This window comes from Polaribacter sp. AHE13PA, from assembly GCF_019278505.1.
GTDB lineage: Bacteria > Bacteroidota > Bacteroidia > Flavobacteriales > Flavobacteriaceae > Polaribacter.
This window is the reverse complement of the sequence record NZ_CP058985.1, coordinates 602,624-615,814: the sequence shown is the minus strand read 5'-3', so window position 1 is coordinate 615,814 and position 13,191 is coordinate 602,624. Positions and strand designations below refer to the sequence as shown.

Annotated in this window: 12 protein-coding genes; 9 read left to right on the top strand and 3 right to left on the bottom strand. The window is 30.4% G+C overall.

Translation table 11 applies throughout. The features are described from left to right. The first annotated feature begins 41 nt into the window (after nt 1-41). From H0I28_RS02710 to H0I28_RS02700, 3 genes are all read left to right on the top strand, one after another. The gene (locus tag H0I28_RS02710; protein ID WP_218760361.1) at nt 42-569 is read left to right on the top strand and encodes an HAD family hydrolase; all 528 of its coding nucleotides are present in this window, start codon (nt 42-44) and stop codon (nt 567-569) included. A gap of 92 nt (nt 570-661) precedes the next feature. Next, nucleotides 662-1,087, top strand: a complete 426-nt coding sequence (locus H0I28_RS02705) for a DUF2147 domain-containing protein (RefSeq protein WP_218733135.1) — start codon at nt 662-664, stop codon at nt 1,085-1,087. A gap of 42 nt (nt 1,088-1,129) precedes the next feature. Beyond that, entirely contained in the window at nt 1,130-2,368 is a 1,239-nt protein-coding gene (locus H0I28_RS02700) for an ATP-binding cassette domain-containing protein (RefSeq protein WP_218760360.1), read from the top strand. Here H0I28_RS02700 and H0I28_RS02695 read toward each other — a convergent pair. Further along, complete coding sequence (locus tag H0I28_RS02695) at nt 2,365-3,006, bottom strand: protein-L-isoaspartate(D-aspartate) O-methyltransferase (RefSeq protein WP_165730401.1); 642 nt, start codon at nt 3,004-3,006, stop codon at nt 2,365-2,367. The two genes, H0I28_RS02700 and H0I28_RS02695, sit on opposite strands and share 4 nt — an antisense overlap. 209 nt (nt 3,007-3,215) lie before the next feature. Between H0I28_RS02695 and H0I28_RS02690 the strand changes: the two genes are divergently transcribed. The 3 genes from H0I28_RS02690 to H0I28_RS17545 all read left to right on the top strand — a co-directional run bounded on the left by H0I28_RS02690 (nt 3,216) and on the right by H0I28_RS17545 (nt 6,019). Then, nucleotides 3,216-4,175, top strand: coding sequence for a Gfo/Idh/MocA family protein (locus tag H0I28_RS02690; protein WP_218733133.1), 960 nt, complete (start codon nt 3,216-3,218; stop codon nt 4,173-4,175). A 278-nt stretch (nt 4,176-4,453) separates the two neighbouring features. Beyond that, entirely contained in the window at nt 4,454-5,341 is an 888-nt protein-coding gene (locus H0I28_RS02685; protein WP_218760359.1) for a 3-hydroxybutyryl-CoA dehydrogenase, read from the top strand. A gap of 33 nt (nt 5,342-5,374) precedes the next feature. Beyond that, entirely contained in the window at nt 5,375-6,019 is a 645-nt protein-coding gene (locus H0I28_RS17545) for an acyloxyacyl hydrolase (RefSeq protein WP_254712824.1), read from the top strand. 124 nt (nt 6,020-6,143) lie between these two features. Here the strand turns inward: H0I28_RS17545 and H0I28_RS02675 are convergent, their stop codons facing one another. Then, nucleotides 6,144-6,617 (bottom strand): Dps family protein, encoded by a 474-nt coding sequence (locus H0I28_RS02675; protein WP_218752713.1) that lies wholly within the window; start codon nt 6,615-6,617, stop codon nt 6,144-6,146. 104 nt (nt 6,618-6,721) lie between these two features. Here H0I28_RS02675 and H0I28_RS02670 point away from each other — a divergent pair, with 104 nt between their 5' ends. Beyond that, nucleotides 6,722-7,663, top strand: a complete 942-nt coding sequence (locus H0I28_RS02670; RefSeq protein ID WP_208888933.1) for a hydrogen peroxide-inducible genes activator — start codon at nt 6,722-6,724, stop codon at nt 7,661-7,663. A 173-nt stretch (nt 7,664-7,836) separates the two neighbouring features. Here the strand turns inward: H0I28_RS02670 and H0I28_RS02665 are convergent, their stop codons facing one another. After that, nucleotides 7,837-9,456 carry an ABC-F family ATP-binding cassette domain-containing protein gene (locus tag H0I28_RS02665; RefSeq protein ID WP_218760358.1) on the bottom strand — a complete coding sequence of 540 codons (1,620 nt, stop codon included), beginning with the start codon at nt 9,454-9,456 and terminating at the stop codon, nt 7,837-7,839. 189 nt (nt 9,457-9,645) lie between these two features. Here H0I28_RS02665 and H0I28_RS02660 point away from each other — a divergent pair, with 189 nt between their 5' ends. Continuing rightward, nucleotides 9,646-11,034: a hypothetical protein gene (locus H0I28_RS02660; protein ID WP_218760357.1), complete on the top strand. Its 1,389-nt coding sequence runs from the start codon at nt 9,646-9,648 to the stop codon at nt 11,032-11,034. A 135-nt stretch (nt 11,035-11,169) separates the two neighbouring features. After that, nucleotides 11,170-12,990 (top strand): DEAD/DEAH box helicase, encoded by a 1,821-nt coding sequence (locus tag H0I28_RS02655; protein ID WP_218752711.1) that lies wholly within the window; start codon nt 11,170-11,172, stop codon nt 12,988-12,990. Nucleotides 12,991-13,191: the final 201 nt, after the last annotated feature.

Here is a 13,191-nt window from a genome sequence, read left to right as displayed (position 1 = left end):
GTCACTTCTAAAAACGTATAGAAGTTTTATAAAATATAAATATGGAAATTAGCTACAAACAATTATTACCACAAATAAATACTTTAATTTTTGATGTAGACGGTGTACTTACCAACGGTATGGTTACAATTATGCCTGATGGAGAATTAGTAAGACACATGAATATTAAAGATGGTTATGCTTTAAAAACGGCAGTAGATAAAGGCTTAAATGTTTGTATTATTTCTGGAGGAAAAAACGAAGGAGTTAGAACTCGTTTGGCGAATTTAGGAATCAAAGACATTTATTTAGGTGCTCACGATAAAATTAAACAATACAACGAATTGGTAGAAAAATACAATTTAAAACCCGAAAATGTATTGTATATGGGAGACGACATTCCCGATTACCCGGTTATGAAATTGGTAGGAATGCCTTGTTGCCCAAATGATGCTGCTCCAGAAATACAAGGCGTTTCTAAATATATTTCTTACAAAAAAGGTGGAGAAGGCTGTGTAAGAGACATTATTGAACAGATTTTACGTGTTCAAGGAAAATGGGAAAATAATTTTAGTGCAAAATATGACTAAATGTATATTTGTTTAATATAAAACTATAACTTACAAACCATTAAAATAAATTAGACCTCGCTTATCGATGTCTTTATAAAAAAAATAAAAACATGAAAAAATCTCTTTTTACATTCGTACTATTAATTATTTCTTTTTCTATGAGCTCACAAACCATTTTTGGAAAATGGAATTCTAAAAATGATGAAACGGGTAAAGTTGACTCTGTTGTAGAAATCTATGAAAAAAACGGAAAAGCCTTCGCTAAAATAATAGATATAAAAAACCCTGACAGAAAGACTGCTGTTTGTAGTTTATGTGAAGGTGAAAATAAAGACAAGCCTATTTTAGGCTTAAATATTTTATCTGGTTTAGAAAAAGATGGTAACGAATGGTCTGGAGGTACTATCTTAGACCCAAGAAACGGTAAAGTATACAAAAGTTATGTTGAATTAGTTAAACCTAATAAATTGAAAGTTCGTGGATATATTGGTCTTTCATTATTCGGTAAAACTACTTACTGGGAAAGAGCTATATAATTAATAATTTCAGGTTTTTTTTCAAAAATTCATAAAATTACCATGGAGAACATCCATTTTACAATTGAAAATAAAAGTCTTTCTTCTAAAAGTTCTTTAGTAGAAAACATTTTAAAAGGGATACATAGTTTCCCTAATTTAAAAAACAAAAAAGGACTTTTATTTTCAAATTCTATTTTAGATAAATTTATAGACGAAGAAGCAAAACACAGCAAGCAAACCTTAACAAGTAAAGAAAATAGAAGCATAAGAACCTTGTCTAGTGGTGAACAAAAAAAGGCTTTACTGAACTATTTGTTACAACAAAAACCAGACTTTCTAATTTTAGACAGCCCTTTTGAAAGTTTAGATATTGCCTCTGTTTCTAATTTAAAAGAAGACCTTATTGCGTTATCTTCAGAAATTATTTTAATTCAGGTTTTTAATCGAAAAGAAGAAATTTTACCAATAATAACAAACGTTTTAGAAATTAAAAATGATGAGATTATTGAGAATATTCCTATAGAAAAATATACTTTTAAAGAAATTGACTTCGAGTTTAAGGGCGAAGTTCCTAAACCGATTACGTTCTACAAAAACATACCAGAAGAGCTTATAAAGCTTCAAAATGTAAATGTAGAGTATGATGAAAGATCTATTTTAAAAAACATTAATTGGACCATCAATAAAAATGAATTTTGGCATTTAATTGGTCCTAATGGCTCTGGAAAAACCACCATTTTATCCATGATTTATGGAAATAATGTAAAAGCTTTTAGACAAGAAGTCTATTTGTTTGGCAAAAAAAAAGGATCTGGTGAAAGTGTTTGGGAAATAAAAGAAAAAATAGGCTATTTTAGTCCTGCAGTTTTAGAATTATTCAAAAGAAGAATCAGCATTTCACAAATGGTGATTTCCGGTTTTTTTGACAGCGTAGGCTTATACCAAACTCCTACGACACTTCAAATTAAAATAGCTGATGATTGGCTTGAACTATTAAATTTAAAAAGAAAAAGAAACACCTCTTTTCAGGATCTTACTACTACAACTCAAAGATTGGTTTTAATAGCAAGAGCCATGATTAAACATCCACCATTATTAATTTTAGATGAACCATTAATCAATCTTGATAATCAAGGAACAGCTATTGTGGTTGCTTTGATTAATAAAATTGTAAAAGAAAGTGACACCACCATACTTTTTGTTTCTCATAGAGAAGTAGAAAACCTACAACCTAATTTTATTTATGAGTTAACACCTAGTAAAAATGGATCCACAGGTAAAATAAAAGAAAATAGTTAGTTTTTCTCTTCTAACATTGGTACAAAAGCAAAATCTCCTAATTCGTGTTTTTCGAATTCTGTGGCAGATTTTCTAATAAACAAAGTCATTATTTGTGTTTGATCTCCAACAGGAATTAACAATCTACCTCCTACTTTTAATTGAGACAATAAAGGCTTAGGCACAAAAGGAGCACCTGCAGTCACTATAATTTTATCGAATGGTGCTTCTACTTTTAAGCCAATATATCCATCTCCAAAAATAAATCTTTTTGGATTATACCCTAACTTCGGTAAAAACAGAGACGTTTTCTTAAACAACTCACGTTGTCTTTCTATAGAATACACTTCTGCTTTTAACTCTAATAAAACAGCGGTTTGATACCCTGAACCAGTTCCAATTTCTAACACTTTTTCACCAGGCTCTACTTGCAATGTTTGCGATTGAAAAGCCACTGTATAAGGCATAGAAATAGTTTGCTCTGCTGCAATAGGAAAAGCTTTGTCTTGATAGGCATGAGACTCAAAACTACTATCAATAAATAGATGACGTGGAATTTTACGTACTGCATTCAATACATTTTTATCAATAATCCCTTTTGCGTTTAGTACTTTAGCAAGTTGGTTTCTAAGGCCTTGGTGTTTAGAAGTATCTTTCAATTTTTATAAATTTCTGGAGTCTAAAAATAGTAATTAATCCATATACATAAGCATAAAATTGTATCTTTGTTTTTGGCTGATTTTTAAATCAGTAAAACTAAACTAACGTCCTTATAATGAGCATCGTTGCTACAAAGCAAGTAATCTAAAATAACAACGATATTAAAAGAGTTATTTTACTTTGCTCTAAAAGACTAAAAATATAATATATGCTTAAAGTAGGAGTATTAGGTGCTGGGCACTTAGGAAAAATTCATTTACGATTATTACAACAATCAGACAAATACAACTTAGTCGGTTTTTTCGACCCTTCTAAGGAAAACGCAGCAAGTGTTGCAGAAGAATTTGGCTACACCGCTTTTGATTCTGTAGAAGCCTTAATAGATGCTGTTGAAGTTGTAGATATTGTAACACCTACTTTATCTCATTTTGATTGCGCTAAATCTGCTATTGAAAAAGGACGTCATATTTTTATTGAAAAACCTATTACTAAAACTGTTTTAGAAGCGGAAGCTTTAAAAACCTTGGCAAGTCAATTTCATGTTTTAGGACAAGTTGGACATGTAGAACGTTTTAACCCAGCCTTTACAGCCGTAAAAGACCAAATTGAAAATCCAATGTTTATTGAATGTCATCGTTTGGCAGAATTTAACCCAAGAGGTACAGATGTGCCTGTAGTGCTAGATTTAATGATTCATGATATTGATATTATTCTTTCTGTTGTAAAATCTCACGTTAAAAGTGTGCACGCAAGTGGGGTAGCTGTTATTTCTGAAACTCCAGATATTGCAAATGCAAGAATTGAATTCGAAAACGGTTGTGTCGCTAATTTAACTGCAAGTAGAATTTCTATGAAAAACATGCGTAAATCTCGCTTTTTTCAAAAGGATGCCTATATTTCTGTTAACTTTTTAAGCAAGGAATCTGAAGTTGTTAGAATGAAAGATGTTCCTGCAAACCCAGATGAATTTGCAATGATTTTACAAAATGCTGAAGGCGTTAAGAAGCAAATTTATTTCGAGAATCCTGAAGTAGAAAACAACAATGCAATTTTAGATGAATTAGAGTCATTTGCTGGTTCAATTAAAAGCAACACATCTCCTGTAGTAAGTCTAAGACAAGGAACAGAAGCATTAAAAGTTGCACAAATGATTATTGATTGTTTTTAATTTCAGAGCGATAATCTATTATTTTATCCTATCTAAGTATGGCTTGAAATGAAAAGATTTGCTACACAAGCATACCTCTTCATTTTGGGGCTAGATTATTGATTTAAAAATAACAAGGAACCGATATTTACTTTTAAAAAGCGAATAGTTTTTTGACTAAATAATGGAGTTTATAAGTAATTGCGTTAGGGATTGAGCGGTTTGTTTGAGCTCTTTTGAGGTACAAAAAAAGCGAGTAGCGAAAGCCTGTAAAAACGCCCAAATAAAATAGAATATACATGAAAAACATAGCTATTATTGGAGCTGGAACCATGGGAAATGGAATTGCTCACACCTTTGCACAGTTTAATTATAAAGTAAGTTTAATAGACATTTCTGAAGTTTCTTTAGAAAAAGGAATGAATACCATTGCTAAGAATTTAGATAGAATGGTGGCCAAAGAAAAAATTTCTGAAGACGATAAAACCCAGACATTAAAAAATATTAGCACTTTTATATCTATTAAAGACGGCGTTAAAAATGCAGACTTAGTCGTGGAAGCTGCTACTGAAAACGCGGTTTTAAAAGGGAAGATTTTTAAAGAATTAGATGAATTTTGTGGTGAAAACACCATTTTAGCAACCAATACTTCTTCTATTTCTATAACCCAAATTGCAGCAGCAACTAACAGAGCTGATAAGGTTATTGGAATGCATTTTATGAATCCGGTGCCAATTATGAAATTGGTGGAAATTATTAGAGGTTACAACACTTCTAATGCCGTTATGGAAACCATAGTAGCACTTTCTAAAAAGATTGGTAAAATTCCGGTGGAAGTAAATGATTACCCTGGTTTTGTGGCAAACAGAATTTTAATGCCAATGATAAATGAATCTATTGAAACTTTGTACAATAATGTTGCTGGCGTAGAAGAAATAGATACCGTAATGAAGCTTGGTATGGCACACCCAATGGGACCTTTGCAATTGGCAGATTTTATTGGTTTAGATGTTTGTTTATCTATTATGAATGTTTTATACGATGGTTTTAAAAATCCAAAATACGCTCCTTGTCCTTTATTAGTAAACATGGTAATGGCAGGGAAATTAGGTGTAAAATCTGGAGAAGGTTTTTACGATTATTCAGAAAGTAGGAAAGCAGAAAAAGTTGCTAAAATGTTTTCATAATCTCTATTTTATAGAGCAAAAATTTTCTATTAAATGTACAAAAAGCACTATCTATTTTTCTTATTCTTTATACTGATATACACTGTAAAAGCACAAGAAAATAAAAAAGGAATTCTAAACATTAAAAAGGTTGGGGCTTTATATAATACAGTAAATGCTAAAAACTTTATATTTGAAGATGAAGATTATAAATACACCTCAAACACCTTAAAATTACAAGCATTTTACAACTTAGGAAAATGGAGGTCTTTTGATTTTGAGTTGATTGTTCAACCGCAAATACAGGTTATAAAACATCAATTATTAAACTCCTATTTTGTACTACCTTCAGAAGAAAATTTTGAGGATAAAATAATAGAATTTACAACACCTAAAACAATGCACTTATATGCTTTTGAATTGGGGTTTGTAGTAAAGAGAGAGTTTCTTAAAAACTTAGATTTTCAGTTTACAGCAGGTTTAGGAGTTGCAACTATAGACACTAGAACAGAGCGTTTGGCAAAAGGTTTTACTTTTTTAGAAAATGCTTCTCTAGGGTTCTCTTATAAAACTACTAAAAAAACAGCTTTATATATTGGAAGTAATATAGGACACATTTCTAACCTTGATTTTCAATCTCCAAATAATGGATATACTTTTTTAGGCTTTGAAGTTGGTGTTTCTTATTTCCTAAAATAAAAACTATCCTATGAATAAAATCCCTATTAGAACTAACATTTATATTAGTTTTAATAGGAATTAAATAGTGTAGTAATAAGATACTGAAACAAGTTCTACACAACAAGTTTCTTTCTTTTATTAATTATTTACCTAACCAAGAATTTAACATCCAGATAGTTTTTTCTTGCTCTGCAATAAAATCACTCATCATAGAGTTTGTTCCTTCGTCATTTGCCTCATCTGAAGATTCTAGTATCGTTCTTTCGTTTTTTAATAATTCTGAAAGTGAGTTTACAACCAACTCTACTCCTTCCACATCATTAGAAATATTTTTTCCAACAGGAACTGTTGCCAAGTTTATATAATCTGTAAAAGTATGTAATGGCTTGCCTTGTAATGTTAAAATACGTTCTGCAATCTCATCTATTTTTACTTGAGAATCTGTATAAAACTCTTCGAACTTCACATGTAATTCAAAGAAGTTTTTACCTTTTATGTTCCAGTGCAATCCTCTTAAATTCTGATAATAAATTTGAAAATTTGCTAATAAACCGTTTAATTCTCCTACTAAATTTGCAGTTTCTTTTTTATCTAATCCTAATATTGACTTGTTCATGATATTGTTTTTTTTTGATACATCAAATTTATGAGAAATTTAACCAGATAATGCATCATTATAATTGATAGTTTTAATATCTTTATCAAAAAATTTTATACATAATGACTATTACCCAATTAAAATATGTTTTGTCTGTTGCAGAATACCAAAATTTTACGGTTGCTGCAGAGCACAGCTTTGTAACACAACCAACGCTGAGTATGCAAATTCAAAAATTGGAGGACGAATTAGGTGTTAAAATATTTAATCGATCTAAGAAACCAATTGAGCTAACAGAAGTTGGTAAAAAAATCGTAGAACAGGCAAAAGTAATTGTAGATGAAAGCAATAGAATTTTAGATATTGTTCATCAACAAAAAGGATATATAGGAGGCGAATTTAAACTGGGAATTATCCCTACAATTATGCCTACACTATTGCCAATGTTTTTACAAAACTTCACTAAAAAATACCCGAAAGTAAAGTTGATTATTGAAGAATTAACTACGGAAGAAATTATAAGAAAATTAACTGATGGACACATCGATGCAGGTCTTGCTGCGACTCCGCTAGAAAACGAAGCTATAAAAGAAAGACCTTTATATTACGAGCCTTTTGTTGGGTTGATACCACAAAACCATAGATTATCTAAAAATAAAACCATCACAGCAGAAGAGTTAGAAATGGAAGATATTTTACTTTTAGAAGATGGACATTGTTTTAAAGACAGCATCATTAATTTATGTAGCACTCGAAAAGTAGATAATAAAAAAGGATTTCAATTAGAAAGCGGAAGTTTTGACACTTTAATTAAACTATCTAAAGAAGGATTAGGAATGACCTTATTACCTTACTTACACACATTAGACTTAAATGATGAAGATAAAAGTCATTTAAGAGAATTTACAACACCTCCTCCAGCGAGAGAAGTGAGTTTAATTTATCATAAATCTCAATTGAAAATGCAATTAATTGAAGCTCTAAAGAAAACAATAGATGGTGTTGTTAGAGGAGCAATTTCTTTTTCTGATGTCAAGATTATTAGTCCGTTACAGAAGAAATAAAAAGACACGAATTTCGCAGATATTTATGTTATCAAAGACACTCTTTTATAGCATTCAATATTCTTAAAAAATTTAATCTAAATAATAAAAAAAGACCTCACAAATTTTAAAAATTTGTGAGGTCTTTTTTTATTAAAGTATTGAATACTTCTAAAACTCGTGTCTCTTAGAAATTAAGAATACATTTTATCTCTTAATTCTTTAATTTTTGGATCTGATAAATAATCATCGAAAGTAGAATATCTATCAATTGCACCTTTTGGCGTTAATTCAATAACTCTGTTAGCAACCGTTTGTGCAAACTCATGATCATGTGTTGTAAACAAAATCGTTCCTTTAAAATTGATCAATGAATTATTTAAAGCTTGTATCGATTCTAAATCTAAGTGATTTGTTGGCTCATCTAAAACTAATACATTCCCTCTCTTCATCATCATTCTAGAAAGCATACAACGTACTTTTTCTCCTCCAGAAAGCACATTACTTTTCTTTAAAGCTTCTTCTCCTGAAAAAATCATTTTCCCTAAGAAACCTCTTAAAAAAACCTCTTCACGTTCTTCTTCTGTTTGTGCATATTGTCTTAACCAATCTACCAAATTTAACTCTCCATCTTGGAAAAAAGAAGAATTATCTAACGGTAAGTAAGACTGTGTTGTTGTAACTCCCCAATCGAATTTACCAGCATCTGCCTTTTCATTGTCAGTAATAATTTGATAAAAAGCTGTTACTGCTCTAGAGTTTCTTGAAATTACCGCAATTTTATCACCTTTATTCAAGTTGATATGTACATCATCAAATAATTTATCTCCTTCAAAGTTTTTAGATAAACCCTCTACATTTAAAATCTGATCTCCAGCTTCTCTATCTCTATCAAAAATAATGGCAGGGTAACGTCTACTTGAAGGCTTAATTTCATCTACATTTAATTTCTCGATCATTTTTTTACGAGAAGTTGCTTGCTTAGATTTTGCCATGTTTGCAGAAAAACGACGGATAAACTCTTCCAATTCCTTTTTCTTTTCTTCTGCCTTTTTATTTTGTTGTGCTCTTTGTCTTGTAGCTAACTGGCTAGACTCATACCAAAACGTATAATTCCCAGAATAGTTATTTATTTTACTATAATCGATATCAGAAATATGCGTACAAACTGCATCTAAAAAGTGTCTATCATGCGAAACCACAATTACACAGTTGTCAAAATTTGCAATAAAGTTTTCTAACCAAGCAATAGTTTCAAAATCTAAATCATTGGTAGGCTCATCCATTATTAAAACATCTGGATTCCCAAAAAGTGCTTGTGCAATTAATACACGTACCTTTTGTTTACCATCTAAATCTTTCATTAATGTATAATGTAAATCTTCAGAAATACCTAAATTAGATAACATTGCTGCGGCATCAGAATCGGCATTCCAACCATTCATCTCTTCAAAAATTATTTGAAGCTCACCAATCTTCTCAGCATTTTCATCTGTATAATCTGCATACAAATCATCAATTTGCTTTTTAATTTTAAACAGCTCTTTGTTCCCCATTACCACTGTCTCCAAAACTGGGAATTCATCAAAGGCATAATGATCTTGCGTTAGCACAGACATTCTTTTACCTTTTTCTAAATGAACTTGACCAGAAGTTGGTTCTTGAACACCTGAAATAATTTTTAAGAAAGTGGATTTTCCTGCTCCGTTTGCACCAATAATCCCATAACAGTTTCCTGTTTGGAATTTAGTATTAACATCATCAAACAAAACTCGTTTTCCGAATTGAACAGATAAATTAGAAACTGATAACATACTCTATTATTTTTAATTTTGTGCAAAAGTACAAATTTGATTTATCTTTTACCCCTTGATTTAAAACGGTTTTCAATAAATTATAATTTGGTTTTTATGACCAATTTAAGAACTATTTTAACAATGAATTAACAACAATAGCCTAGATGAATACCTAACTTTGTTATAAAGAATAGATCCCTAGAGTAAATGATTAAAAATCTACTTCATATAATTTTATTAATTACAATTACCGCCTTTGTAGGCTGTACTTCTAATTCTAAAAATACAGCAACTTATTTTGGTGGTAAGATTATAAACCCAAAATCTAAATATGTTGTATTATTTTCTATGGAAAAAGTAATCGATACTTTGTTCCTAAATAAAGACAATAGGTTTTTAGGGAAATTAGAAAACGCCAATGAAGGTTTGTACTATTTTGCACATGGTAATGAAAACCAATTTATCTACTTAGAACAACAAGATAGCTTAATGCTGCGTTTAAACACCTGGGATTTTGATGAGTCTATTGTTTATGCTGGTAAAGGTGCAGAAAGAAATAATATTTTAATAGATTGCTTTTTACAAGAAGAAAGAGACAATAAAATGTTTTACAAATTAAATCAATTAACGCCTGATAATTTTATTAAAAAGACAGATTCTCTACTCGTGTTAAAAGATAAAACATTTAAAGAATACGCCGAGAATCATCCAGGAGAAACAAAAGGATTTAAACGCGTTTTAAATGTGGCACTTACCTACCCTATATTTTCTAGAATAGAAAGATATCCTATTGCTCACCTAAGATATAACCATAAAAAAGACTTTCATAAAGTGAACAAGTCTTTTTACAAGCATAGAGCATCTGCAGGTGTAAATAATGATTCTTTAATGTACTATCAACCTTACTCTAAATACGTTAGAAATTTTTTATATAACAGCACCTATTCTTTAGGCCATAAACCAATGACTAATGAGTATTCTTCTGACTTTACAGTAGATTTATTAAAAACAATAGACAAGAATATTACATCTGATGCTTCTAAGAATGCTTTTCTAAAACAAACAGTTATTAGTCATTTTTATAAAAAATCTAGTTGCAATGTAAATAAAGAAGCTTTTGAAACTTATTTTAAACTAAGTACAAATACTAAAGACAAAGAACATGTAAAACTATTGCTATTAGACAGTGAAGAATTACGTAAAGGACAAGAATTGGTAGATTTTACCATTACAGATTTAACGAACGGCATTTATTCTATAAAAGACATTACAAAAAACAAAAATACGTTTCTATTATTCTGGAATCCAGAGAATACAACACCAATGTATATCTCTTCTAGAATTAATTATTTAAGCAAACAATTTCCGGATATACAATTTATTCAAATAAAAATTGACGGAAGTACACAAGATCGAATTGAGCAATTAGATATAAAGAATCAATTTTTTATTACAGAAGAAAGTGAAGCCAATAAGTTCTTAACCAGTAAAATGACAAGATCTATTATCATTAATAAAGAAGGAATTATTACAAATGGTTTTGCTTCTATTTCTTCTAAAAAATTATATTCTGATTTAAAAAAACTAAGAGATTAGTAATTTATTTCGATAATCTAAAAATTAGTTGTACATTTGCACGATTTTTATTCTGAGTCTAACTCATTAATAATCAGGTCGAATTTATAATCGGGTTTGCAGGTGGGCGTTCTGTGAATCCAAAAAAACACAGTAATGTCAACATTTTTAGAATTAGGTTTAAAAGAACCGATTAACAGAGCATTGACGGATTTAGGTTACGAAAAACCTACCGTAATTCAGGAAAAAGCAATTCCACAAATTATTTCATCTACAGACGATTTAAAAGCATTTGCACAAACAGGTACAGGTAAAACTGCTGCTTTTAGTTTGCCAATATTAGAGCTTTTAGATACAAGCAGTAAAAACGTACAAGCAATTATTTTATCACCAACAAGAGAACTTGCAGTTCAGATTGGTAATAATATTAAAGACTTTTGTAAGTATTTACCAGATGTTAAAGTAGCTACCGTATATGGTGGTTCTAGTATGGAAGATCAAATTAGATCTTTAAAAAGAGGTGCACAAATAGTAGTTGGAACTCCAGGTAGAACTGTAGATTTAATTAACAGAAGAGCTTTAAAATTAGGAAACGTTCAATGGTTAGTCTTAGACGAAGCTGATGAAATGTTAAACATGGGTTTTAAAGACGAGTTAGATAAAGTCTTAGAAGCTACTCCAGAAACAAAACAAACCTTATTGTTTTCTGCAACTTTCCCTAGAGAGGTAGAGTCTATTGCAAAAAACTATATGACAAAACCAGTAGAAATTACTTCTGGTGAAAAAAATACAGGTTCAGATAATGTAACTCATGAGTTTTATGGAGTTACAGAAAGAACACGTTACCCAGCATTAAAAAGAATAGCAGATTTAAACCCTGATATTTATGCAATTATTTTTTGTAGAACTCGTAGAGAAACACAAGAGGTTGCAGACAATTTAATAAAAGACGGTTATAGTGCAGATGCTTTACACGGAGATTTATCTCAAGCACAAAGAGATTCTGTAATGGGTAAATTCCGTAAGAAAACAATTCAGATTTTAGTAGCTACAGATGTTGCTGCTCGTGGATTGGATGTTACTGAATTGACACACGTAATAAACCATAAATTACCAGACCAGATAGAAAACTACACACACAGAAGTGGTAGAACTGGTAGAGCTGGTAACAAAGGTATTTCTATTGTTTTAGTTAACGGTAAAGAAAAAGGGAAATTACGCCAGATTGAAAGAATCATTAAGAAGAAATTCTTAGAAGGTAAAGTTCCTTCTGGAAAAGAAATTGTTCAAAATCAATTAATGAATTTAATTGATAAGGTTCAAAATACGGAAGTAAACGAATCTGAAATGGAGGAGTTTTTACCAAATATTTATGAGAAACTAGAATCTTTAGATAGAGAAGAGTTAATCAAAAAATTTGTTTCTTTAGAATTTAATACCATGTTAAAGTATTATGAAAACTCTAAAGATTTAAACGATCTATCTTCTAGAGACAACTCTAGAGCTAGAATGGAGAATGAAAACATGACCCGTTTCTTTATCAATATTGGTAGAAAAGACAACTTAAACCCAGGTAAATTAATTGGTTTAATTAACGACCAAAATATTGGAGATAAGATTGAAATTGGTTCTATAGATATTTTAGATACTTTCTCTTTCTTTGAACTTGATAAAAATTTCGAAGACCAAACATTAGAAGCTTTTGCTAGCAATCAACCAGATTTTGACGGACGCTCTGTAAACATAGAGATTACTAAGAAAGAACGTTCTGGTGGTGGACGAAGAGGTGGTAAAAAACCTTTCGGTAAAAAAGATGGTGGTTTTGGAAGACGTAGAGGTTCTGAAGGTTCTTCTAGTAGAGGAAGATCTGACAGACGTTCTTCTGATAGACCAGACAGAGCTAACAGAAGTTCAGGTAGTGCTTCTGGAGAGAGAAGATCTTCTGGCGGTTTTGGAAGAAAACGTAGAGAAAGCTAAATAGTACTAAACTATATATACAAACCTCATCATTTTAAAATGATGAGGTTTTTTTATGCCTATAAATTAAACATAATTTAAAAATCTCTTCATTCATAAATACTTCTCTAAATGATCGCTTAAATTCAATTAATTAGTTTAACATTTTATTTATGTACCAACAAGGCATATTCCTTAATTCTGAAGTGTATTTAAACTTTA